General features: G+C 51.2%; 24 protein-coding genes. 4 read left to right on the forward strand and 20 right to left on the reverse strand.

The window, feature by feature from the left end:
* Positions 1 to 48 precede the first annotated feature (48 nt).
* The gene (locus NOC_RS15505; protein WP_002812313.1) at positions 49 to 1,923 is read right to left on the reverse strand and encodes a site-specific DNA-methyltransferase; all 1,875 of its coding nucleotides are present in this window, start codon (positions 1,921 to 1,923) and stop codon (positions 49 to 51) included.
* Between the two features lie 82 nt (positions 1,924 to 2,005).
* Positions 2,006 to 2,389 (reverse strand): GxxExxY protein, encoded by a 384-nt coding sequence (locus NOC_RS15510; protein WP_002813776.1) that lies wholly within the window; start codon positions 2,387 to 2,389, stop codon positions 2,006 to 2,008.
* A gap of 468 nt (positions 2,390 to 2,857) precedes the next feature.
* Here NOC_RS15510 and NOC_RS15515 point away from each other — a divergent pair, with 468 nt between their 5' ends.
* Positions 2,858 to 3,196, forward strand: a complete 339-nt coding sequence (locus NOC_RS15515) for a helix-turn-helix domain-containing protein (protein WP_011331098.1) — start codon at positions 2,858 to 2,860, stop codon at positions 3,194 to 3,196.
* On the forward strand, positions 3,186 to 4,445 hold the full coding sequence (locus tag NOC_RS15520) for a type II toxin-antitoxin system HipA family toxin (RefSeq protein WP_002812758.1): 1,260 nt from the start codon (positions 3,186 to 3,188) through the stop codon (positions 4,443 to 4,445). Before NOC_RS15515 ends, NOC_RS15520 begins: the two co-directional genes overlap by 11 nt.
* Positions 4,446 to 4,629: 184 nt before the next feature.
* On the opposite strand, the gene NOC_RS15525 is transcribed toward NOC_RS15520, so the two are convergent.
* Positions 4,630 to 5,673 carry a hemin-degrading factor gene (locus tag NOC_RS15525; RefSeq protein ID WP_011331099.1) on the reverse strand — a complete coding sequence of 348 codons (1,044 nt, stop codon included), beginning with the start codon at positions 5,671 to 5,673 and terminating at the stop codon, positions 4,630 to 4,632.
* Positions 5,674 to 5,906: 233 nt separating this feature from the next.
* Between NOC_RS15525 and NOC_RS15530 the strand changes: the two genes are divergently transcribed.
* Positions 5,907 to 6,554 (forward strand): hypothetical protein, encoded by a 648-nt coding sequence (locus NOC_RS15530; RefSeq protein ID WP_002813091.1) that lies wholly within the window; start codon positions 5,907 to 5,909, stop codon positions 6,552 to 6,554.
* 207 nt (positions 6,555 to 6,761) lie between these two features.
* Here the strand turns inward: NOC_RS15530 and prmB are convergent, their stop codons facing one another.
* The 17 genes from prmB to NOC_RS15625 form a co-directional block, all read right to left on the reverse strand.
* Positions 6,762 to 7,673: a 50S ribosomal protein L3 N(5)-glutamine methyltransferase gene (gene prmB, locus NOC_RS15535; protein WP_002813364.1), complete on the reverse strand. Its 912-nt coding sequence runs from the start codon at positions 7,671 to 7,673 to the stop codon at positions 6,762 to 6,764.
* 5 nt (positions 7,674 to 7,678) lie between these two features.
* On the reverse strand, positions 7,679 to 9,088 hold the full coding sequence (gene leuC, locus NOC_RS15540) for a 3-isopropylmalate dehydratase large subunit (protein ID WP_002813320.1): 1,410 nt from the start codon (positions 9,086 to 9,088) through the stop codon (positions 7,679 to 7,681).
* 136 nt (positions 9,089 to 9,224) lie between these two features.
* Positions 9,225 to 12,386 carry an efflux RND transporter permease subunit gene (locus NOC_RS15545; protein WP_002813962.1) on the reverse strand — a complete coding sequence of 1,054 codons (3,162 nt, stop codon included), beginning with the start codon at positions 12,384 to 12,386 and terminating at the stop codon, positions 9,225 to 9,227.
* A gap of 26 nt (positions 12,387 to 12,412) precedes the next feature.
* Positions 12,413 to 13,669 carry an efflux RND transporter periplasmic adaptor subunit gene (locus NOC_RS15550; RefSeq protein ID WP_002813727.1) on the reverse strand — a complete coding sequence of 419 codons (1,257 nt, stop codon included), beginning with the start codon at positions 13,667 to 13,669 and terminating at the stop codon, positions 12,413 to 12,415.
* A 477-nt stretch (positions 13,670 to 14,146) separates the two neighbouring features.
* Positions 14,147 to 15,256, reverse strand: a complete 1,110-nt coding sequence (gene aroC, locus NOC_RS15560; RefSeq protein ID WP_002812292.1) for a chorismate synthase — start codon at positions 15,254 to 15,256, stop codon at positions 14,147 to 14,149.
* A 131-nt stretch (positions 15,257 to 15,387) separates the two neighbouring features.
* The gene (locus NOC_RS15565; RefSeq protein ID WP_002812466.1) at positions 15,388 to 15,645 is read right to left on the reverse strand and encodes a BrnT family toxin; all 258 of its coding nucleotides are present in this window, start codon (positions 15,643 to 15,645) and stop codon (positions 15,388 to 15,390) included.
* Between the two features lie 96 nt (positions 15,646 to 15,741).
* Positions 15,742 to 16,518 (reverse strand): ceramidase domain-containing protein, encoded by a 777-nt coding sequence (locus tag NOC_RS15570; protein WP_002812888.1) that lies wholly within the window; start codon positions 16,516 to 16,518, stop codon positions 15,742 to 15,744.
* 75 nt (positions 16,519 to 16,593) lie between these two features.
* On the reverse strand, positions 16,594 to 16,809 hold the full coding sequence (locus tag NOC_RS18460; RefSeq protein ID WP_036497773.1) for a DUF2283 domain-containing protein: 216 nt from the start codon (positions 16,807 to 16,809) through the stop codon (positions 16,594 to 16,596).
* A gap of 353 nt (positions 16,810 to 17,162) precedes the next feature.
* Complete coding sequence (locus NOC_RS15585; RefSeq protein WP_036497778.1) at positions 17,163 to 17,528, reverse strand: MliC family protein; 366 nt, start codon at positions 17,526 to 17,528, stop codon at positions 17,163 to 17,165.
* A gap of 106 nt (positions 17,529 to 17,634) precedes the next feature.
* Complete coding sequence (locus tag NOC_RS15590) at positions 17,635 to 17,877, reverse strand: hypothetical protein (RefSeq protein WP_244859989.1); 243 nt, start codon at positions 17,875 to 17,877, stop codon at positions 17,635 to 17,637.
* On the reverse strand, positions 17,865 to 17,957 hold the full coding sequence (locus tag NOC_RS18695; protein WP_147094503.1) for a type II toxin-antitoxin system HigB family toxin: 93 nt from the start codon (positions 17,955 to 17,957) through the stop codon (positions 17,865 to 17,867). The genes NOC_RS15590 and NOC_RS18695 overlap by 13 nt, the downstream gene beginning before the upstream one ends.
* Positions 17,958 to 18,108: 151 nt before the next feature.
* Positions 18,109 to 19,149 (reverse strand): linear amide C-N hydrolase, encoded by a 1,041-nt coding sequence (locus NOC_RS15595; protein WP_011331103.1) that lies wholly within the window; start codon positions 19,147 to 19,149, stop codon positions 18,109 to 18,111.
* 458 nt (positions 19,150 to 19,607) lie between these two features.
* Positions 19,608 to 20,075 (reverse strand): helix-turn-helix domain-containing protein, encoded by a 468-nt coding sequence (locus NOC_RS15605; protein WP_002813887.1) that lies wholly within the window; start codon positions 20,073 to 20,075, stop codon positions 19,608 to 19,610.
* Positions 20,075 to 20,317 (reverse strand): type II toxin-antitoxin system HigB family toxin, encoded by a 243-nt coding sequence (locus tag NOC_RS15610; protein ID WP_244859990.1) that lies wholly within the window; start codon positions 20,315 to 20,317, stop codon positions 20,075 to 20,077. Before NOC_RS15610 ends, NOC_RS15605 begins: the two co-directional genes overlap by 1 nt.
* A gap of 356 nt (positions 20,318 to 20,673) precedes the next feature.
* Positions 20,674 to 21,237: a helix-turn-helix transcriptional regulator gene (locus tag NOC_RS15615; RefSeq protein ID WP_002813419.1), complete on the reverse strand. Its 564-nt coding sequence runs from the start codon at positions 21,235 to 21,237 to the stop codon at positions 20,674 to 20,676.
* Positions 21,238 to 21,241: 4 nt separating this feature from the next.
* Positions 21,242 to 21,502, reverse strand: a complete 261-nt coding sequence (locus NOC_RS15620) for a hypothetical protein (protein WP_011331105.1) — start codon at positions 21,500 to 21,502, stop codon at positions 21,242 to 21,244.
* A gap of 177 nt (positions 21,503 to 21,679) precedes the next feature.
* Complete coding sequence (locus NOC_RS15625; protein WP_002813375.1) at positions 21,680 to 22,090, reverse strand: hypothetical protein; 411 nt, start codon at positions 22,088 to 22,090, stop codon at positions 21,680 to 21,682.
* Positions 22,091 to 22,468: 378 nt separating this feature from the next.
* On the opposite strand from NOC_RS15625, the gene NOC_RS15630 reads away from it, so the two are divergent.
* The gene (locus NOC_RS15630; RefSeq protein WP_002813973.1) at positions 22,469 to 22,936 is read left to right on the forward strand and encodes a pyrimidine dimer DNA glycosylase/endonuclease V; all 468 of its coding nucleotides are present in this window, start codon (positions 22,469 to 22,471) and stop codon (positions 22,934 to 22,936) included.
* Positions 22,937 to 23,019 lie beyond the last annotated feature (83 nt).

Raw genomic sequence — 23,019 nt, forward strand, 5'->3', positions numbered from 1 at the left:
AATGGTGACTCATTTCCGTGTTATCCGTGTTTTCTGTGGTTTATATCTTTACAAGCTGCGTACATGGGTTATACCGCTCTGCTCCAGAATGGCGGCCATGTTGGTTTTCGAAACATCATCGCTGAAGGCGCTATCACGGAAGAAGACGTGGGTGTCAGAGCTTGGCGCAAGCTCCCGATGCCACTCGACGATACTTTGACCAATTTCCTCGACTTGATCCTTGTTGATGGACTCATCCAGACAAGCGAACAAGACGCCGTAGCCAATGCTGTAGATGTTTTTGCCTAACACTTCACGGCTTTCGATGGGAACAGCAAGGTCTACGCCGCGCTTAAGAAGAAGTTCATAAAGAATATCATTCTCCGAACGCCCTTCGATCAAGTGCTCCTGTTGAGACAATAGACTTTGTTCTAAGTCTTGCCGATCAGGGTTCCATGCTTGAATATTCGAACTTGATAGTTTAAAAACTTTAAATCCCTGATCGAACGTCGCATCGGGATTTTCATTGGTGATCTTTTTTCCAGCTTCTTTTACTCTTCTTTTACCTATATCTGCGATCGATCTGTACGACTCACTTTCCAGCAACTCAGGCAGTTGCACCATAATAAACCTTCTATTCGAGCCTTCATTGGCATTTATATTTAGTATCGCATGGGCAGTAGACGCAGAGCCAGCAAAGAAATCCAAAACGATTTCTTCACTATCGCCACCGGTCGAAATACGTAGCATATGCTCAATTAGGCGGACAGGCTTAGGCGTATCGAATTTGATATCATCAATTAATTCTGAGAGAACTTTCGTTGCCTCTTGTGTATGGCCAACATCTGAGTAAAGCCAAACTGTTCTAGGTACGACTCCTTTTGCTTTTGATAAGAATTTTTTTAGTCGGGGTGAATTGCTCGTCCCATCTTTACCCCAGTAAATGATATTTTCTTCGGCGTGTTTCTGGCTCACCTCCCTCGAGTACTTCCATACAGCCGTCTTTTTTGGCCAAACATCCTGCCCAGTATTTGGATTTACTAGCGGGTAATACAAATTTGGGCGCTCATCACTATCTTTGTTACACGTGTATGTCGCAGAGTTCCAATTACCCCTCGGGTCATTATCGGGGTTTGTGTAGTTGCTTTTTTGCCTCTCGTTCATAGGCAACTTAAATGGTCGCCATATCAGTTTATTCTTTGCGTAAACTAATATGTGATCATGGTCGCTGCTAAACCATGTAGCGTCATTGGATGGAGATACTTTCTTTTGCCAGACGATACTGGTCACAAAATTTTCTTCACCGAAAATCTCGTCACAAACCTGCCTTAGTGTGGCCACTTCGTTATCATCTATAGTTATGAAGATCACTCCTTCCTGAGACAGTAGCTGTTTAGCTAATTTCAGTCGCGGATACATCATACTCAGCCAATTCGTATGTTTCCGGCCGGTTGATTCAGTGTTAGAAGAAAACTTCATTCCCTCATCATCAACTTGCCCTGTGTACTTGAGGTAGGTATCCAGATTCTCCTGAAACTTGTCTGGGTAAATAAATTCCTTACCCGTGTTGTACGGCGGATCGATATAGATCATCTTGACTTTGTTGGCGTAGCTCTTCTGAAGCAGCTTCAAAACCTCAAGGTTGTCACCCTCGATAAACAGATTCTTGGTCGTATCCCAATTAATGCTTTCTTCTGGACAAGGCAGCAACGTCCCTGTGGATGGCGTAAGCGCTATCTGACGAGCCCTTTTCTTGCCATGCCAATTGAGGCCGTATTTTTCTTCGCCCTCATCTAGCACCTTGGCATCACCAAGCAACTGGTGGAGCACATCGAAATTGACACCGCTCTCGCTGAAAGCCTCGGGGAACAGCTCTTTCAATCGTTCAATGTTCTCTGAAACGATGTCGGCGCTTTCGCCTTCTTTTGGTTGTATTTTTTTCATGTTTTTCTCTTTAACCACGGAACACACGGAATACACTGAAAAACCATGTTGTTATTTCCCTGTTGTTTGGGTATTCCGTGGTTTACATAACAATTCGTTCAATTTCAACCTTGGGATAGTGCCCAAAATTCACCAGCAACCCTAAACGCATGCCAGCTGCTTTTAGGTAATTATGCACCTGCGCCCGATGTTCATCAGCCAAGTTACTAATAGCTTTAATTTCAACAATTATTTTGTCATGACAAATAAAATCTGGCTTGTAGGTTTGCTTCAGCGGCACGGATTTGTAAATAAGTATGAGCTCCGGTTGCGCGATGTAGGCAATTCTTTTCCTTGAGAATTCCCTAGCCAGACATTCCTGATACACCGACTCAAGAAAACCACAGCCCATCTCCCTGTAAACCTCAAACACCGCCCCGCGAATCGCGTAACTTTCTTTCTCGTAAATAATTCCTTTCTGTGTCATTCCGTGTATTCCGTGGTTCCATTAAAGACCCTCCGTGATCTCGGTAATCCTGTCTTTAAGCTTTTTTACTTTCGTATTCAGATCGACCTGCCTGCCCATTTACTTCTCTTTCTTGAGCTTATTGGCAACTTAGCTGTTATTTCCGTTGGCCAGTAACATGCGTTCCGCCCCTTATTCCTTTTGGCTTTTCTTGTTGCGCTCCATCCATTTTTCGATGTCGGACTGCTTAAGATTATGATTCCGTCATTTATCACTTTATCCATCCAAAACGATACGCGAGAGAATAAGAAAATATTGAGCAATCGACAACCGGACGACCCTTTAAAATCTGGTCAAAGCTAGCCGACCACCCTTCCTGCGATACAGAACGCGCATTTTTCCTTGACAAGGAAGCACTAATTCAGTATTTTGAGTTTTATATAGACCATAAAGAGATTTTATGGTCTATATAAAAACCATTTTAGCACGATGCCAAAGTCCATTGTACGTACTTACTCCCGTTATACCCGCGATGCGTCTGCCTTGCTCGGCGGATTGATCCGTACCGCTCGTAAAGAACGTAGGCTCACCATGCAGGAAATTGCCGACCGTGCAGGTATTTCCAGAGGGCTGCTGCAACGCATTGAGAAAGGCGACCTTAAATGTGAAATCGGCGCTGTGTTCGAAGTCGCAACCATTGTCGGGATCAAGCTGTTCGAGGCGGATGAAACTACGCTAACGAAGCACTTGCGCCGGACCGAAGACAAATTGGCGCTGCTGCCGAAGTCCATTCGCAAGAAATCCAAGACGGTACGGGATGACTTCTAATAAAGAAGCCTTCGTCTGGATTTGGCTGCCGGAAGAAACGAAACCCATTGTGGCCGGACGGCTAGAAGCAGACAACGGCCACATTCTGTTTAACTACGGCAAGAGCTATCTGGAGCGTATCGGGGATCAACCGCCTGCAATTCCAATTTACCAACCCGAGTTGCCGTTGAAGGCCGGAGTATTGCCACTGCCGAAAGGATTGACCATGCCCGGCTGTATTCGAGACGCCTCGCCCGATGCCTGGGGGCGGCGCGTGATTATCAATAAGCAATTAGGTCTTAAAGGCGCTGGCACGGATACGGCCGAGCTGGGCGAATTGACCTACCTTCTCGAATCCGGCTCTGACCGGATCGGCGCGCTCGATTTTCAACGCTCACCATCCGAGTACATATCGCGTACGGCGAGCAACGTCAGCATAGAAGAGCTGATCGAGTCTGCTGACCGTGTCGAAAAGGGCGTTCCTCTTACGCCGGAACTAGATCAGGCATTATTCCATGGCAGTTCTATCGGCGGCGCTCGGCCAAAGGCTTTGATCCAAGATCAAGGCAAGAAGTATGTGGCCAAATTTTCATCCAGCACCGATCTCTACAGCATCGTCAAAGCCGAATTTATTGCTATGCGACTAGCGGCATGGGCTGGACTTAATGTTGCCCCCGTTAAACTGGCTAAGGCAGCAAATAGGGACGTGCTGCTGATTGAGCGATTTGACCGTATTCCGCAAGGCAGCGATTGGTCACGCAAGGCTATGGTTTCCGCGCTCACGTTGCTTGGCCTCGATGATATGATGGCCCGTTACGCCAGCTATGAAACGCTGGCCGAAATTATCCGTCATCGTTTTACCGACCCGAAGAATACACTGAAGGAACTTTTCTCTCGGCTCGTTTTTAATATTCTGTGCGGCAATACCGACGACCACGCGCGAAACCACGCCGCGTTTTGGAACGGCGAGGCACTGACCCTGACCCCTGCCTATGACATTTGCCCCCAAGGCCGCACGGGCAATGAAGCGTCACAGGCTATGTTGATTGCAGGTAACAACAACCTCAGTCAACTGAAAACCTGCCTTGAAACTGCACACAATTTCCTACTCTCCGCGGAAGATGCCCAGGCTATCTTTGGAAATCTGACTGCCGCCATCGAACAGCATTGGGATGCCGTCTGTGAAGAAGCCGAATTGAATGAAGTGGATAAGAGGTTCTTGTGGGGACGACAGTTTCTAAACCGCTACGCCACGATGAATCTCAACTAATACAAATTGTTCGCCAGCGCTTAATTGGGCATGGGATAAAGTCTCCCATCAGGGTTTCTTCCTCAAACTAACCAAAATACACTCCGCGTCGTAAAATGGCGCTTGTCATTTGAGCACGGCCCCCCGAGTTTTAGGGACCACTTCCCTGCTTGAATCCTCCATAGAATCATTCATGGTTAATAATTTATACCGTGTGCAATCGGCTCTCTGCCGGGATTGATTCGCTCTCCAGGGCCCCTAATAAACTCTGCCAAATGGCATCTTCCCCCTGCCCCGGTGGAAACGGGCTGAATATCTGTAACACATTCTCTCCCGCCCAATTATATAACTCCAGGCAGGCTGGTGTATCCTTGTCTTCCGGTTTACGTACCAACCAGGCGCTGGCAATTCCCGTCCTTTGTACGTAAAGGGTAAAATCGGTATCCAGGGCCGCAAGCCAAAGCCCGGTAGACTCCACCTGTTTGACGGTTCCCCCGTGGATTTGCATTGCGCCCCCATTATCCACCTGAAAGATTAAAGGTAGCTCGGTTTCCCATAACACTTCCATCAATGCCCGTAAATCGGTTAGGAGCACAGGGGTAGCGAACTCACGTCCCGCCAACCTCAAGCCTTGAATTCGGCTCGCCCCAAAGGATCTAAAAAGCGCGGGAAGATCACGAAGATCCTGAAGTTCTCGCCATGCCTCCCGAAGCCGAGTGACATCAATTACTTCATCGGCCCGGGGGGGCAACCGTGGCACTGGTGCCACTGATTGACGGGGCCGCTGATCGGCGCTGCGATAGCAGGCGACTAAGTTTTCATAAGCCCTCCAGTCGCTCTCTGCAGTCAGGTAAATCTTATGTACGCTGACGCCATCCCGGTCAAAAAACTGCAAGCTATGACGGACCCCGTCGTCCCATAATTCTTTGACAGCAAAACCATAGTGCCAGTGATTGAGAAACAAGCGCAGATCAATACCCTCTCCCTGTATCCGCCCTAGGGAATCAAATAATTTAACGGCCTGGTACTGGCCGGTCTGTTCGTGCACCGCATGCCGATTACCTGTCACGGCCCTTACTTTGTCTAATTGAGGCAATTCCTTAAGGAGATCCCGTAGGCCACATAAACGAGTGACCATTTCCCCACAACAAGCCGCTAGCGTCTCAGCTTCACTGACTTCCCTAGGAATAGTTCTTTGCAAGCAAACCTTGGGCTTTGTTTGATCATGCGGCCACTGCGTCCTCAGCATCTCAGGCTTACCTCCTTTTAGAGAATTATTGTCATATAAATATGATAATCATTCTCATTTAAGAGATCAATGAATATTTATTAAGCTAAAATAATGATAACGATTTGCATTTGTTCTCAAATTGACTAGGATCCCTAAGTAAGCGGTAAAATAAAGGCCGAAATTAAAGGGACAGGCCCGCCGCGCACGCAAGAAAAGGCCAGCAATCTGAATTCAATCGAAGGAATACTACAATGCGCTTTTTCGTTAATGGGGAACAACGCCGCAACACTTTGTTAAATACTATTATCCTGCTATTTCTAGGCTATATCGCCCTACTCTGGGTAAGCAATGGATTAATGTATTTTCATAAAATGGGTTTAACACCCAGCTCCGTCACAAACTATTACCTGGGCTCGGAAGCTGACTTCACCCAGCCCATTAGCTACCAAAGCCTGCTGGAAGTTTCCCACTTCCATCTTTTTTCCATGGGTATTCTGGTACTTACCCTGGCCCACCTTATGCTGTTTACGGAGCTGTCCACCACGCTCAAGGTCTGGCTCTCGGGTCTGACTTTCTTTGCGGCGGTCGCCAACGAAGCTGGCGGCTGGCTGGTGCGCTTTGTCCATCCGGCATTTGCCTATTTCAAAATCGGCACTTTCCTGCTGTTAGAAGCCAGCCTGGCCGCTCTACTCATCTTCGTAAGCGCCTCACTCATCCAAGCGAGAGGCCGTTCACGTACCGGCCGGTCTGCTCCAATAAAACGGGGAGAGAGCTATGCGCCCCAGATGCAAATGTCAACCCGGCATGAAAATAACCAAGCGGACAGGCCGGCCTTTGATAGCAACTCTGACAATCCCCCGGTACAGGGACCCTCTCGCTCCTTAATAAAAGAAAGTTAAGCGCACTCAGAAGGTATAGGAGTAACCTCCTGCCCTCTGGGCAGTCATAAGCTCACCGGCAAAGGTTTTGAGAGATGAGAACGAGAGGCCGGAGGGGCGAGAATACCCTCAGGGGAAAACCAGGAGAGCGGGAATTAAACCCTTTTTCAAGGAGGAGAAACAGGTTTGGGGAATACCTCACCCGCCCCACACCACTTCAAATTTTATTTATAAATACTCAAGCTGTTCCCGCGTTAGCAGAAACACGCCGTGGCCACCCCGCTCAAATTCCAGCCATAAAAAAGGCACCTGGGGCAGGTGTTCGATCAGCGCCGCTTCACTATTGCCCACCTCAACGATAAGAATTCCTTTTTCATTTAGATGCTCGGGAGCTTGCCGCAAAATTTGCAGGACGATGCTTAACCCATCCTCCTCGGCCTCCAGAGCCTGCCGAGGTTCATGATGGTATTCCCTCGCCAAGGCGGCCAGCTCCGTCTGACCTACATAGGGGGGATTACTGACAATGAGATCATAGCGCCGCCCCCCGAGTTTCTGGAAAAGAGAGGAAGAGAAGGCATGGACCTGGGCTTCAAGACCATGGCGCTCGATATTCATGCGCGCTACCGCTAGCGCTTCTTCGCTGATATCGGTGGCATCTACTTGCGCTTCGGGGAAAGCATGGGCGGCGGCAATAGCGATGCAACCACTGCCCGTGCATAGATCGAGCAGAGAATGAATGCTTTCGGGGAAAGCAAAAGGCGCAAAGCGTTGAGCAATGAGTTCAGCCAGGGGCGAGCGGGGAATTAAAACCCGCTCATCCACATAAAAGCTCAGTCCGGCAAACCAGGCTTCGCGGGTAAGATAAGGGACCGGAATCCGCTCTCGAATCCGACGCTCCAGCAAGGCCAATACTTTATGTTTTTCTACTTCAGTCAGGTGGGCGCCAAAAAGCTCCGGCGGCAGATCCCGAGGGGGTAGATGAAGGGTATGAAGAATCAAGGCGGTGGCCTCGTCAATGGCATTGTCGGTGCCATGGCCAAAAAAAAGCCCCGCCTCGTTAAAGCGGCTAGCACCCCAGCGGATAAAATCCCGCAAGGTATGTAATTGATCCGGTAACGATTGCTCCAAAGGGGCGTTCACTGCATTTAGTGGTTAAGGGTGGAGACATCCGTAAAATGGCCGGCAACAGCCGCCGCCGCGGCCATGGCCGGGCTCACCAGATGAGTCCGGCCCCCTTGCCCTTGACGGCCTTCAAAATTACGGTTAGAGGTGGAAGCGCATCGCTCTTCTGGCTCCAGGCGGTCGGCATTCATGGCCAAGCACATGGAGCAGCCAGGTTCCCGCCATTCAAAGCCCGCCTCTTTAAAAATCTGATCCAAACCCTCGGTTTCGGCCTGGCGTTTTACCAGCCCGGAGCCGGGAACCACCAGCGCCTGCTTGATATTGCCGGCCACCTTATGGCCCGCCACCACCTTGGCGGCTTCTCGCAGGTCCTCAATCCGTGCATTGGTGCAGGAGCCAATAAAGATGATATCGGGCCGAATCTCACTGATAGGGGTATTGGCGGCAAGCCCCATATATTCCAACGCCCTTTCCATGCCGCCCCGCTTAGTGGGATCGGATTCTTGCCGGGGATCAGGCACCCGGCCATCAATGGAGGCCACCATCTCGGGGGAGGTGCCCCAACTCACTTGGGGTTTAAGCGCGGCGGCATCAATGGTAACCACCCGATCAAAAGAGGCATCCGGATCGCTTTGCAGCATCTGCCAGGCATTAACGGCCTGCCCCCAGCTATGGGGAGAGGGAGCAAAAGGCCGCCCCTTAAGATAATCAATAGTCGTCTCATCTACCGCCACCAAACCGGCTCGGGCTCCAGCCTCGATAGCCATATTGCAGAGAGTCATGCGCCCTTCCATGGAAAGAGCGCGAATGGTCTCGCCAGCAAATTCAATGGTGTAACCGGTACCGCCAGCAGTGCCAATACGGGCAATAATGGCCAAAATGAGATCCTTGCTATACACCCCGGGGGCCAGCTTGCCACTGACCTGAATCAGCATATTTTTCGATTTTTTCTGGAGCAGGCATTGGGTGGCCAGCACATGCTCCACTTCAGAGGTGCCAATGCCAAAGGCAAGGGCGCCAAAGGCACCATGGGTGGCGGTGTGGGAGTCACCACAAACCACTGTCATGCCCGGCAAGGTGGCCCCCTGTTCCGGGCCAACGATGTGAACGATACCCTGACGGGGATCATCCATCCTAAATTCAGTCAGACCCAGTTCCTGGCAATTCCGGTCCAAGGCTTCCACTTGAATGCGGGAAATGGGGTCTTGAATGCCCTGGCTGCGGTCGGTAGTGGGTACATTATGATCCGGCACCGCCAGATTGGCCCCTTTCCGCCAAGGCTTGCGGCCCGCAAGGCGCAGTCCCTCAAAAGCTTGCGGAGAGGTGACCTCATGAACCAGATGCCGATCGATATAGAGCAATGCAGTACCGCCTGGATTAGTACGCACTACGTGGGAATTCCAAAGTTTGTCATACAGGGTTTTTCCGGCCATCGTTACTTTTTTACCTCTCTAAATCCGATCGCCGGTGCTGGAATTTAGAACCGGCATTGTATTGCTTCAATTTTACGCATTTTTCCCGGCTTGCGCCTCTTTCAGTGATAGTAAGACCCGCCCGGAGAGAAAGGGTTTATTCGGAAATACCCGATAAACGGCGAACAGGGGCTTGCCCGGCATCTGCGGCGACTTCGGGCTCCGAGGCAATATCCTCTTCCGGGGATGGTTTAAACCAGAGCAACGTACGCTCATAAATGGAGAGCAAGGCGGGAATAACCAATAGCACCAGCACGGTAGAAAACATCAAACCAAAAGAAATGGAGACCGCCATGGGGATCAAAAACTGAGCCTGGAAAGAGCGCTCAAAGAGTAAAGGCGTCAAACCAGCAATGGTGGTCAAGGAAGTCAACAAAACAGCCCGCAGACGTTGGCAGGCCGCTTCCACCAAGGCGATGTCACAGGGATGACCCTGTTCCCGGAGTTGCTTGTAAAAGGTGACTAAAATAATAGAATCATTCACCACGATACCGGAAAGACCGAAGAAACCAAACAAGGACAAAATCGTGAGATCGATCCCCATGACATAATGGCCCAGAATAGCCCCAATCAAACCGAAGGGAATGGCAGCCATAACCACTAAAGGCCAGCCGTAGGAAGAAAACACCCCAGCCAGAATTAAATAGATCATGGCCAGCGCCAACAACAGCCCATGCTGCATATCGCCGAGGGTATCCCGCTGTTCCTCGGCCCGGCCCTCAAACAGGGTTTGAATTCCATAGCGGGTGCGGAGCTCCGGCAAAAAACTATGTTCTAGTCCAGCGAGAATGCGGTTGCTGTTGTTGACTTTCCGATCCACATTCCCGGAGACATGAACTGCCAGCTTACCCTGGGTATGACGCAGGACATCAAATCCCCGCCGGGACTCTAAATCGACTACCGTATCCAAGGGCGCGATACCGCCATTGGGAAGCTGGATAGCCAGGTGGGTGAGACTGGCCAGACGATAGCGTTCATTGTCGGGCAGGAGCACCCGCACCTCAATTTCATCTCCCCCGTCCTGAAATATCTGCACCAGCCGGCCTTCATAGGCCGCCCGGAGTTGCCTGCCCACGGCCTCTACCGTAAGTTCCAGGGACTGGCCTTCTGGAGTCAAACGGTAAATGAGTTGCTCTTGGCCGTAAGGCAGATCATCTTCCACCGCGGAGACGCCGGGGATCTTGCTTAAGGCCTCCGCCAATTCTACCGCCGCCCCTTTCAAGGCCCGTTCATCTTCCCCTAGTAAGACAATATCTAAATCTTGGCCGGGTGGTCCCGTCTGCCGTTCGGACAGCGTAAAACTCTCAATACCGGGCGGCAGTTTGATCCGCTCTTGCCAGGCTTGGATAAAAGCTTGATTCCGCACTTCGCGCCGGTCGGGGGAAACGAGCTCCACGGTAATGGAGCCAAAGCGATCCCCATTACGGGCGGCCCGGCCCCCGGCGGTGGTCGCTGAACCCAGCTTTACAATGGAAGCCACAATCAAGTCTTGCCCGAAAGCCGCCTCCGTATCATAGAGCGTCCGTTCCAGCTCCATAATAAAAGCCGCAACTCTTTGAGGCGGGGTGCCGGGCGCAAAACTGGTATTAGCATAAACGACTTTACCTTCGGGAGAGGGAAAGAAAGTAAAACTGATGCGCCCCCCAAGCAACAGACCCAAAACTACCAGCAACAGCCCCAAGGCCGCGCTCACGGTAATCCACCGGTTCTGAATCGCAAACAGAGCCAGGGGCCGGAAAATCCGCTTCCGGAAACGGTCAAAAACCTGATTCAGCCGCAAACGAACCTTGCCTTCCCGGCCAATTTTCATTTTCTCGAAGCTATACCGCAGGTGGCCAGGCAACACGAGAAAACTTTCAACCAAAGAGGCCAGAATGACGCAGATCACCACCAGGGGGATATCGAATAGAATGTTACCGGTCACATCGCCTATGAGCATCAAGGGGAGAAAAGCGGCAACGGTGGTTAAGGATGAGGCGAGAACCGGCAGGAGCATATGGCGGGCACCGCCCTCGGCCGCCGCCAATGGGGATAGCCCCTGCTGATGCTGGGCGAGGGCATCTTCACCCACCACGATGGCATCATCAACGATGATTCCAAGGGCCATGATCAAGGCGAACAAGCTGATCATGTTGATGCTGCCACCCGCAACCCAGAGAACTGCCAGGGTCGCCAGGAAAGAGACGGGAATCCCGATGGCTACCCAAATGGCGACCCGGCCGCTGAGAAATAGAAAAAGGATACCGACTACCAAGACTAAACCGCCGCCGCCATTTTTGAGCAGCAACCCGATACGTTCCTTCACCAATTCCCAGGATTGATCGAAGAGGTGTAGCTTAATGCCTTCTGGTAAAGTGGGACGCACGGCTTGCAACCATTGGATTAAAATCTCGGCGCCTTGGAGCGAGTCTCCGGATTCAGTGCGCTTTAGTTGCAGCTCCACCGCTGGTTTTCCTTGATAAAACAACCGGGTCTCTCCATCCCGATCCCGGCGCTCAATCGTGGCCACATCACCCAAACGAATCAGACGGCCATCACTCTGCGCTGTTAGCGGTATATCGGCAAACGCCCGGCTATCCCGCCGCTGGTCTAGGCTACGTAGCTGACGGGCCACATCATCGCGACCAATGGTGCCCGCCGGCAGATCCCGGCTGATATCCGCCACCCGATTAGCCACTTGCCCCAAGGACATTTCCAGCTCCCGCAGGTTCCCTACCGGTATCTGGATAGCGATCTCTTGCTGGGGAAGTCCAGCAATATCCACCTTAGCAATTCCCCGATTAAGCAAGTCCCTCTCAAACTTATGCACCAATCGCCGCAGTTCCTGGGGATCTTCAGGACCCGTGACCAGCACCCGGGCGATATTTTCATAGCGCGACACCAAGCGGATCTCGGGGGTCTCCGAATCAAGGGGCAACTCCCGGATTTGGCCTATTCGCTCTTTGACCTTATCCAGGGCAATCCCCATATCGGTGCCTTCATAATATTCCAAGGTCAGGGTAGCTAAGCCGTAAGCTGAAGTTGAATCGAGTTTTTTAAGGTCATCCAAAGCTCGAAGCTCTTCCTCAAGGCGCTCGGTGATAGAGCGGGAAACGTCTTCGGCGCTTGCACCGCGCCAAACCACACTCACGGTGATGATATCCAGGGCAAAATTGGGAAAAAACTGCCGATTAAGCTGAGAAAGCGCCCAGGTTCCAGAAAGGATCATGATCACCATCAACAGGTTGGCCGCCACCCGATGCCGGACAAACAGCCCCATCAACCCCCCTGGGGACGGCGGAGTACTCACGAGTCTGCGACGACCTCTACCCGCAACCCTTCCATGGCATTGGGAAGCTGGGTGGTGATAACTTGATCGTTTTCTTGCAGTTGGGGGCTTTTCACGAGCACCTGAATTTGTCCCTCCTTATCCGGATACTCGCCAATTCGCTCCACTGCAACGGCCTGCATCCGTCCCCCCACCAGCTTATAAACCCGATCCAGACCGTAGATGGCCTCAAAGGGCAGCATTACTACGTCTTCCGCCAGCGGTAGTTGTAATCGCAACTCGACAAAATTACCAAGGGGCAAGGCAGCATGTTCTGGCTTCTCTAGTTTAAGCAACGCATCAACGCCGCCGCTGCCTTTCTCCACCCGCCCCGCCAGCCGATCAAGGGAAAAGAGAAAACCGCTTCCATCCACCTTGGCAGCGGCCCGTAGCGATACATTTTGCGCTAATGCCTTACGAATTTGACCGGCATAGCTGGAAGGAATTTGCGCCCGGACCTCTAAAGCATCGGTATCATAAATCTGAAGCAATTCATCACCGGCCTGTACCCGATCCCCCGTGGCAATAGCAACTGATGCAATCCGGCCCGTATAAGGAGATGTAATTCGAGTCCGTTCCAGATCCAGCTTGGCCTGATCCAACAGCGCCTGGGCTCGAAGTTGTCGGGCTTTGAGTTGCGCCAAACGGGCCTGGTGATCATCAATCGCAAGTAGGCGGTTATTGAGCTCCAAGGCTTGCCGCCCGGCGGCCTGCCGTGCTTCATCCAAGACTGAGCGGGGAGTGAGCTTGCGCTGCTCTAGGGTTTCGGCCCGCTCCACCGCCCGGCGACTCAAGGCCAATAAGGATTTCTCATGCTTTAGCGCCTTCAAATCATGGGCATGCCGAACTTTCTCGCTCGCAATAAACGCTTCAATCTCTTTTAAATCCGCCTGACGCTGTAGCCACTCCAGCTTAACTTCCTGCTCATCGAGCTGGACCAGCAATTGACCACGGCCCACGAGCTCCCCCTCTTCTACCTTGACTTCCTGAACATCCGCCGTGATGGCGGCCCGAAGCTTGCTTGAACGGGGGGTTTCGATACGGCCATAAAGGGGAAGTATGGGCCGTCTTGGACGGGGATCGACTGGCGTGACCGCCACCCGCCATACGGTTTCTTTCTTGCTCACCTCAGGCTTGGTCGGCCTGCTTTGAAACAAGCCCACAAAGATGGCCACGGAAACAAACAGAATAATGAAGGGGGATACTATTTTTACAACCTTACCTCTGGCCGGCATAGAACTTCCTTAACTCTCTCTGGACACCAGGAGCTCCTAGAACTTTACTCCATAGAAAACAAATACCGTCACTGCTTTAGCAAGTTAAAGGACATTAGCGTATGAAGGAGTTTCTTACCGGATTTTTTGGTAAGAAGACTTTGTTCTGCTGGTTAGACTGCCCGCAGGCAGCAGAGTTTTTCTCTCTTAAGCGGCCAGAAGCAAGCTGGTTTAGGCTGCCCGTTTACCACTGCGCCTGGGAAGCTTTTTGCCAGTCTTAGAGACTTTAGGGAGTTGTGGTTCCTTGGAAAAAAACAGGATAAAAAGCGCCAGTGGACCAAAAAAGAATCCCAATCCCGCCCAGAATACTGGCTCGCGGCCTTTTTTTCGCGCTACGAAGTAAAGAATAATAGCGAAGGAAAAATAAAAAAGAAAAAGATATATCATGGTTGCTCTAATCTCTCACAGTAGAATTTTACCAGTCCTATAGGACTAGCGTTAGCCGCCACCACCGGGATAAGCGGGGATGGATGGCAAACTCGGCTGAACGTCCATATTTTGGGCGCGGTGGCGCAGCAGATGGTCCATCAACACCAAGGCAGCCATGGCTTCGGCAATAGGCGTTGCCCGAATGCCAACACAAGGATCATGGCGGCCCGTGGTAACGACTTCCGCAGACTCGCCCCGGCAGTTAATGGTACGCTCGGGTAAGCGGAGGCTGGAAGTGGGTTTTAGCGCAATGCTAGCAAGAATATCCTGCCCCGTGGAAATCCCCCCCAAGACACCGCCCGCATGGTTACTGAGGAAACCTTCCGGGGTAAGGGGGTCGCGATGGTCAGTACCCTTTTGGGTCACTGCGGCGAAACCAACACCGATTTCCACGCCCTTAACGGCGTTAATGCTCATAAGGGCATGGGCCAAATCCGCATCGAGGCGATCAAAGACCGGCTCGCCCAGACCGGGAGGGACTCCGGTAGCCACCACGTTAATCCGGGCGCCAATGGAATCGCCTTCTTTCCGGAGAGCGTCCATATAGGCTTCAAGTTCAGATATTTTATCCGGGTCCGGGCAGAAAAAGGGATTTTTCTCCACGATTTCCCAGTCGAATCGTTCAGCCCGAATGGGGCCAAGCTGAGCCAGATACCCCCGAATTTTTACGCCATGCCGCTCTGCCAGGTATTTCTTGGCGATAGCGCCCGCAGCTACCCGCATGGCCGTCTCCCGGGCCGAGGAACGCCCCCCTCCCCGGTAATCCCGCAGGCCATATTTTTGCAAATAAGTATAGTCTGCATGGCCGGGCCGGATTTGCTCCTTGATTTTATCGTAATCCCGGGAGCGTTGATCGACATTTTCAATTAACAAACCGATGGGAGTGCCGGTGGTTTTTCCCTCGAACACCCCGGAGAGGATCTGGACCTGATCCGGTTCCCGGCGCTGGGTAGTATGACGGGATTTACCGGGCCGGCGCCGATCCAGGTCAATTTGAATATCCGTCTCGCATAAAGCCAAGCCCGGGGGGCAGCCATCTACAATACAGCCCAACGCCGGCCCGTGGCTTTCGCCAAAGGTGGTAACAGTAAAAAGTTTGCCAAGAGTATTGCCAGACATGGCGGTTATTGTAAGACCATTAGGCGCTGAGGGCTAGGTGCTATAGTAACTGCTCCCCGCCCAAGCTCAGTTGCCGCCAGAGGGGCGCCAGCGACATAGGCGGGTCAACTGCAGCAATCTATTGGGCACCCTTATTTCCAGGAAAGATCGGGCTCCCGACCAGCAGCCATGCAATCTCGAAGATACAGATTGATTAAGCTTTGATCAAGAACGCGTGAGTGGTCGCTCAGTCCAAGCAGAATAAAACGCTCCTCAGACTCCGAGTGGTCCTCATCAAAAAACTGGCGCGCGTATTCGTCATAGAATACAGATTTCGCCTCTTCGAACAAGATCCCGTGCTTCTTAACGTTAGACTGCGCCTTAGCGATGCCCCATTCGAATTCGATCATACATACATTGTATGCCGATCCAGCAATAGGTCAATATGACGCCCAACGACCAAGCTCAGCGACCGAAAGCTGCGGGGGGAACTCATATACGCCTTGTTAGGCAGGTAGCGCGTCATGCTTTCCGTTCCATTTCGTCACCAACACGGCAATTGTTAGGCAGCCAGCAGAGGCAAGCAAGTGCTTCAGCGTATGGCCACTCAGATTTTCGCCAAGCAGTTGGAAGATTTCAGCATCATAATACTCGACTACTTTCGCCAATACATAGAAACCAAGAGCGATCAGCAGGAGTCCATTTTGCTCAAAGCGCGACCGGTATAGCGTGAGCAGCATTGCAATCATCGCAAGGGGCATGAACTGCACCCAGGCATAGAATCTCAGGTCATCCATGAGATGCCAGTAAACCACTGAACACGCCCCAATCAGAATGGCGGGATAAAGAAGTCTTTGAACTAGGCGCCGATCAAGGTACTCGCCGAGGAGCGCGACGAACAAACCCATGAAACCAACTGTCATCGGGAGTCTGTCCCATACCAGCGTATCGTTGTCAGGAGCCCAGTGATAATATGCAGACCCGACACCAACAAACGATACAGCAATGAAAAACGCCAGCCAGGCAGGCAGGACGTCCCTGGGCAAGCGCCCCAACGATGCACGCACACCAAAGATACCTATCAAGACGAAGGGCAGATTCGATACGACATCGAAGAAATTGGGAATGCCCAAGAATGACCGGCGATCGACGAAGGCATGGTACGCCAGATCCTGAGGGATTGGAGCGAGCAAAAACATCAACCCAATGGTGCTGAGGAAGAATCCAAGAAGGATGGCTAGGCGCCAACCGGTTGCGCCAACGCTCGAAGAATTAGTTTCCATGGGGCCCGTAACTCTGCCTAACGACTAGGCATGAGGGGCCGCGACTGAAAGGAGCGGTCCCACTCCATGCCCTTATTAGGCACTTTGTCTTTTAAGGGTAACCGATAAAGGTTGTTTTCCTTTTAAAGCACTCACCTTCAACACAGAAAAACCAATAATATTGCCTTGTTCATCGACTTTCTCCATGATCGCATCGTTTTCTGTTTCCTTAAAATAACCTTTCTTACGCTCAAAGATAACTTCGAGATAATCTCCCTCTTCATCAAACCAAATAGTTACATCCTTTTCCAGAGAATCTCACCTCGTTTCACGCTGTCAGTGAAGTAAGCTGTGATGATGAAGTGATCGCTTTCTAAGCTCTTCACCACGATACATAGATATTTCTCTGTCACCGGAGTGGAATGATAAAATTTATAAAAGAGTTCAGCCAACGAATATGTCCTAGAGCGCACAACTTTATCAGGACTAGCGAGTGTTTCGCCTACGCGTCGAATCTGCCCTTTCATCTCTGGATGAGCAGATTCCAGATGCTGTCGCCTTTCATTAGTTAACCGGATGCTCCTTTTATTAAAATCCTCTAGGACAGCCATATCAATCGTTCATAGTGCCTAACGCCTGAACTCACGGGCGCGTACAGCGAATTGTTATGGTGCATCTGCGACCTGCGCACATTGTTGGATTGCTTCGCCCGAGGTGCCACCTTCCAAGTGACGAAACAGCGTGCCTGATGCGCCTTCTCCGCTGCCTTTTGTCCACCATTCCAGACGCTCGCCTACATAGCGTGCTCCGCTCCCCGAGACCGCGATTTCCATTTGGAGTCGGCGGTCGTCGTATTCCACGACGGCTGTACTGTCTGTGGGATATGAAACCATGATTGTTTCCCCACTTTCACACTGGTACTTGAAGGACAAGTCTGCATCGCTGGACTGCTCCGTGGACGCGGTGCCACCAGTCGATGGTTGCCCGCAAGCGGACAGGAAGACAATAAGAACAATAGACAAAAAACGCATGGTATTTCTAACCTCCCTAAATTGCGGCATAACGTACGAGCTCACCGGGGGCGTGCTAGCGACCCCGGTGCAGCACCAAGTTAGACATCTACTGCTGTGACAGTGGCTACTTGGTGAGTTCAGACACATGCTCTTCCTCATAACGTTCGATTAGCACCCCCACAATCTCCATCAGCGAAGCTAGCGGGTGCGCCTCGTCTTCTCCGACTTCATCGATCAAACTGTCAAGGAATGAAACCAGCCGCTCATACTCTTCCTCCGTGTGCGGTACGTAGATCATTCTGGCCATCGGTGGCCAAGCGTTGAGTACCTTGTCAACTTCGATAGTTTGCATACCTACTCCTTCCACTTTCCCTGATTGTACTCCGCGTGTGTAAGCACCGCCCGGATGTAGAGCTTGCGACGATTGTAATGAATCGCTGCGATCAGAGGAGCCGCCTAACGCCGGGAATCAGCAGCGCGCCGTCAGGCGCGTCCGCTACATTGACTTGTTGGGCAATCACTGCTCCAACATGGATTGGAGTGAGTAAAAAAGGGGGATGGATACCCTCAAAATGGTGCTTTCTCAGCCCTGTGAAACCTATCCGTGACATTCCCACTCAGGCCGATATTGTCCGGATTTAGCACCATTACCGGTGCACCTGGGTTTCAGGTCAAATTTCGTAAGATCTGCCCAGATCACATTCGGTGCAGTCGTCAATTCAAAATAGTAGCGCTTAGTGTCGAGATCGGTCACCGTACGGTACTCAGTATTGTAGATACCAAAGCTCTGGTAGGGTGCACCAAATGGCACCGATACGTTGCGCATAATGGACAGTATAGAAGCGACTTCCTCGCGTTCGTCCTTCGGCTTGGGTAACAATGCCGAGAAATAAGACGCCCGCTGGAAACGATCCGTAGCACTGACATTGCCGGGTAACGGGGTGTTACTGCTTGGATGCGTGAAATCAACCTCTTTTTTCATCTTCTGCAGCAACGCGAGTTGCTGATCATAGCTTGGATCGTTGGTCATGACCCGATATTGACGGCCATGATGAATGACCAGCTTGCCGTTAATGTACTCGAGGATAGCAGAATCACCCGTGGCATCTTCCAAGGCCAGGTGAACCGTGGCCTTGTGTCCGTGCATCTCGACCATCACCGGCTGGATCTTCTTGAGCAGGGGCAATGCTTGATCAACTGTCGCCCCATTGTCCAGTGCATACTGCCCCCATAGACCAGCCTGTACACCCGGCTTGCTGGGATCGCGTGGCCCAAAATCCGTATTTTCGAGGTACAGCATGTGAATTGCTAGCCCGGCTTCATTAAAGCCGTCAGCGGTGCCAATGCCGTAAACTGGGACCACCATACTGGCATATTTGGATGTCCACTTGGCTGGATTCACCTTGACCGCAGTCTCCGTACCGAGGAGGCCCCCATCCCGTTTCATTCCACGTGGAAAGACCACGATCTCCGGCTGGGTAGACTCCGGCCAGTCCATCGTCCTCCCCACCACGACGTTCAGCCCGCTGTCGTTCCAAAGAACACGCGTACAGGCATCGGCGGCCTGCAAGAAAACAAGTCCCACAACCACGAAAATAGCTGCACTTGCCACGGTTCGGTAAATCATCTGTCGGTTCATGGTGCACCTCCTTTGGTGAGAAAACGATCGTTGATGACTTCGGCCGGCAGACAGCACCGGTCGTTTGAAGCCCAACGCTTGGACTCAACTGTCGGCAGCCCGCGTAACGGGTTGGCGGTCAGCTGCAGCAAATTGTTGGATCTCATATTTTCTGCCACGCTGATTGTTAAATATAGCGAATGCGATGCCACTGATTAATAAAGGTGCGAGAAATAGTGGCCCCTCGGACAAAGTAATGGGGCTCCCCCAAAGTGCTAAGCCACAAAAAACCATAGTAATTGAGCTGGCTAAAGATGCGCCTTTCCAAGCAGTGAATGCAGCTAAAGGCACTATAAAAACCATCATAAAGAACCGCAGGTGTGAATGGAGCTATCACCATTAAGGCTATGAGAGATGATGTGTCAGTCGAGACCTAAGCGGTGATTCGGAGTACCCTTTTTTTTATATGCGGTCAAACGTCATCTGCAGCGATTTGTTAGGTCCGCCCCAAAAAACACCGCCGGGCTTACGCCGAAACGGCCTGATAGCTTGGCAATATGCTCTTTAGTAAGCGACCGCTGCCCAGACAAAATCATAGACACCAAAGACTTAGAGCCTATTTCTTCACGCAGCCCAGATGCTCCCAGCGCATGCTGCTCCATAAGCAATCTTAATGCTGAAACACCAGGATCAATACCTTCAGCCTCCTTGTGGAACTGAACCATCTTGTCCTGTTTTGATTCATACTCCTCAACAGCGCCAGCCAGTATCTTGATGAGGTCATTCAACGGATCTAATCTAGAATCTTCCGCTTCGGTCATGAGTTCTTCAATCAGATCCAAGGTTTTCTGATAGTCACGCTTGTTGCGGATATGGATAAAGCGATGGGCTGCTTGGGAAAAATGAGAAAAACTATCAGCCACTTTCCGATATTCGGTAGTAAGCATTATAATTCTCCTTTGAGGTATCTTGAGTTCAACCTGTCGTATTCGGCATGCGTCACGATATGCTTCACGTAGACGTGTTGATGTACAAACTGAATCGCAGCGATTAGGCGTAAATTATTGCCACCTATATCTATGGCCCACCAACGCTTCTTATGCTTAAAGTTGTCCAATGATGGGAAAACAATTCTAAGCTCAGATGGGCTGGAAAAACTGCCCCGCCGTAAGACGTTGTACGTATCCATAATCGACTGTCGGTCATTCGGATATTTCTTAACAGCTTCGCTAAAAGGTTGCTTAGATATGACGTGCACGCCAATCCCATAAGTTCACTATAAGTGAACGCTAACACGGCCACCGACCGTTTACAATATGCGGCCGTCGTGGCGCGCGCCTAACGAGTCGAAGTTGAGCGGCACCCCCGACTTGGGCAAATGAGGGTTCATTCCTTCTTCGGAGTTAGTAGTCTTTTGTTGTGTAATAACGTTTAAAAGAAGCTGATTTTAGACCCTCATTTGCCCAACCAAGGGGGCGAAGCCGCGAAGCGGTGTCCGCTCCAACGATTTGTTAGGCGCTGACTGCAGCGACGCTTCGTCCCGGATTAATTCAATGATGACACCACCGTCTCAAGCTTGCTAGATAGCTGAAAGTTAACCAGATTCTCCTTCAGTGGCGTTGGCATAGCGCGGAAGGCTATATACGTATTGATCTGCATGTTCACAGCTGAAATCTCGTAGACATCATCTTGGAACCGCCGTGCCTCATGCTCCCGAAACCATTGCAGAATATGAGACAGATGCCAGATTGAAGGCTTGCCCTCGTGAGCAGGTTGCGGAAAATCTGCTTCGTTCGCAACGATCAGCTGCCGCATGTGTTGACGAGAAAACCCAAACATTTCTGCGACATCGGTTATTCCCACATAGTCAGGCGTGGCTTCAACAAGTCGGGAACCCGGAATAGCTTTTTGCACCGAAAAAATGGCACTTGAAACGGCATCTGCTGCGGATTGTGCAGACCGAGTAAAGTTCAGTGCGATGCGGCCATGCTGCCCAAGACCCACCGCAGCATCATCACAGCCGGCAGCCTCCAAAGCCGCCAGATAAACCTCTGGATTTTCAGATGAGTTTTCCAGCCGGAATTTCAGGGTGAACTCGTACTCTTGCATAGATTCAGTCCTCACTATTCAACATGTCAATGTTGATGCAGCGATCTACTACCCGCCGAAGCTGACGAGCGTGATTCGAAGGATTTCGAGGTGTGCTCCAAATGCTGGTGATACAAAATTCTCCGCAACGGCAACCCGCATCATTGGCTGGGCAGTACATCTTTCCCCAAGCATGGGAACCACCTACCTCAATGCGCCAGCCCTTCGCCTCTGCATGTTGAAGCGCCAGTTCGATTTCCTGTTTGGAATGTCGGGTTCTGGGCATTTCGCCTCCATCCTCTCAATGCATAAGGATGAGCCCAAGCGTTGAAGTTGTCAAATGACAACAAGAAGCGCCTAACGGAGCGAATCCGCGAAGCGGTGTCCACTCCAACGGGAGATAGGCGGTGCAAAGCGCGGAAGGAACCAAACCGCGTAGCGGTTTGGCAGTCGGCTGGAGCGCCTAGTTAGAGCAAAACGTCGCAGATCCAAGAAAAAAACTAGGAAGCCAAAACAAACCTATAAGGGCTTCCGGCGTACAAATTATGTAGCTTATCGTGCCTTTAGAGTAACCGGGGATAAATAAGTAATGTGATCCTTCAAAACGATCCGCTATGTATTTGCCCAGGCTAAGGAGATAATTATTAATATTATGATCAAAGAAGATAAATACAGCAGTAGAAATAACGCCAAACCCTTTGAGCGCAAAAACTTCCCAGCGAGTTTGTTGGCCGAACAAATTGCCAAATACCGAAAAGACTAGCCCAGCGGTTATGGTGACATAAAGCGTAAAGAGCACGAAACGCATATTTCCATAATGGCGCGCTGTTGCCAATACTTCGGCTATTTTCTGGTTATTTCGGTCTGCTGGCAAACATACTACGCCCGTTGCCGCTGTGGCAAACAGGCGTAGTATGTTTGTCAGTCGTACAGTACCTCTTCCATGGCTGGGTCTGACGAATTGTACCCCTGTTGCATGAAGCAAATACGCAGCATCCGCGCTAGACCGATCAGCCGACGGCCGCCATCCTGTGGGCTGGGGTAGTACGGCGTCAGCTCTTTGGCTAAGGCCCGCCGGGAGTTATCTGCTCCATTTCCTCCAAAAACCGTCCTTAGCGGGTCTTCTTGCCGTGCTTATCGAATCCGCCGCTGAAGCTTTTCTGGCGCATAGGCTTGTCCCAGCTTGATGATTGCCGGCATTATTTCATGGTGAGAGAATTAATCAGACCATCCTTAAATTAAGTGGAGCATTATGCGGCTTTGGTCATTACATCCTCAATATCTTGATGCTAAAGGCTTGGTCGCCCTATGGCGAGAAGCGCTACTGGCGCAAGCTGTTTTGGCAGGTCTAACTCGTGGCTATAAGCATCATCCACAACTTGTTCGTTTTAAAGAAACTGAGCGGCCCAGAGGTTATATTGCCTCTTACTTACAGGCCGTACTTGTTGAGGCTTCCCGTCGCAGCTATTGCTTCAATGGAGAGAAAATCGGCCAACTTGGTTCCGTTGAAGCGCTGCTAGTCACGAAGGGCCAGCTAAATTATGAGTGGGTACACTTAAAGAATAAACTCCAATTCCGCGATCCCTCTTGGCTATTCCAGTTTCAAAGCGTTACGATGCCTAAACCGCACCCGCTGTTCCAGATAGTGGCGGGTCCCGTTGCGAAGTGGGAAGCTATCTCTGCCCAACAGAGCACTCAATCTGGCCGCCTTAACCGCTAGGGCAGTTAAGGTTACTTCCACGTCCTTGGGCCGCTCCGGCAGCAAGTTAGCTTAGGCGTTAGGCATTGCAAGATCCGCTGTGC

The organism is Nitrosococcus oceani ATCC 19707, from assembly GCF_000012805.1.
In the GTDB taxonomy this organism is placed as follows: Bacteria; Pseudomonadota; Gammaproteobacteria; order Nitrosococcales; family Nitrosococcaceae; genus Nitrosococcus; species Nitrosococcus oceani.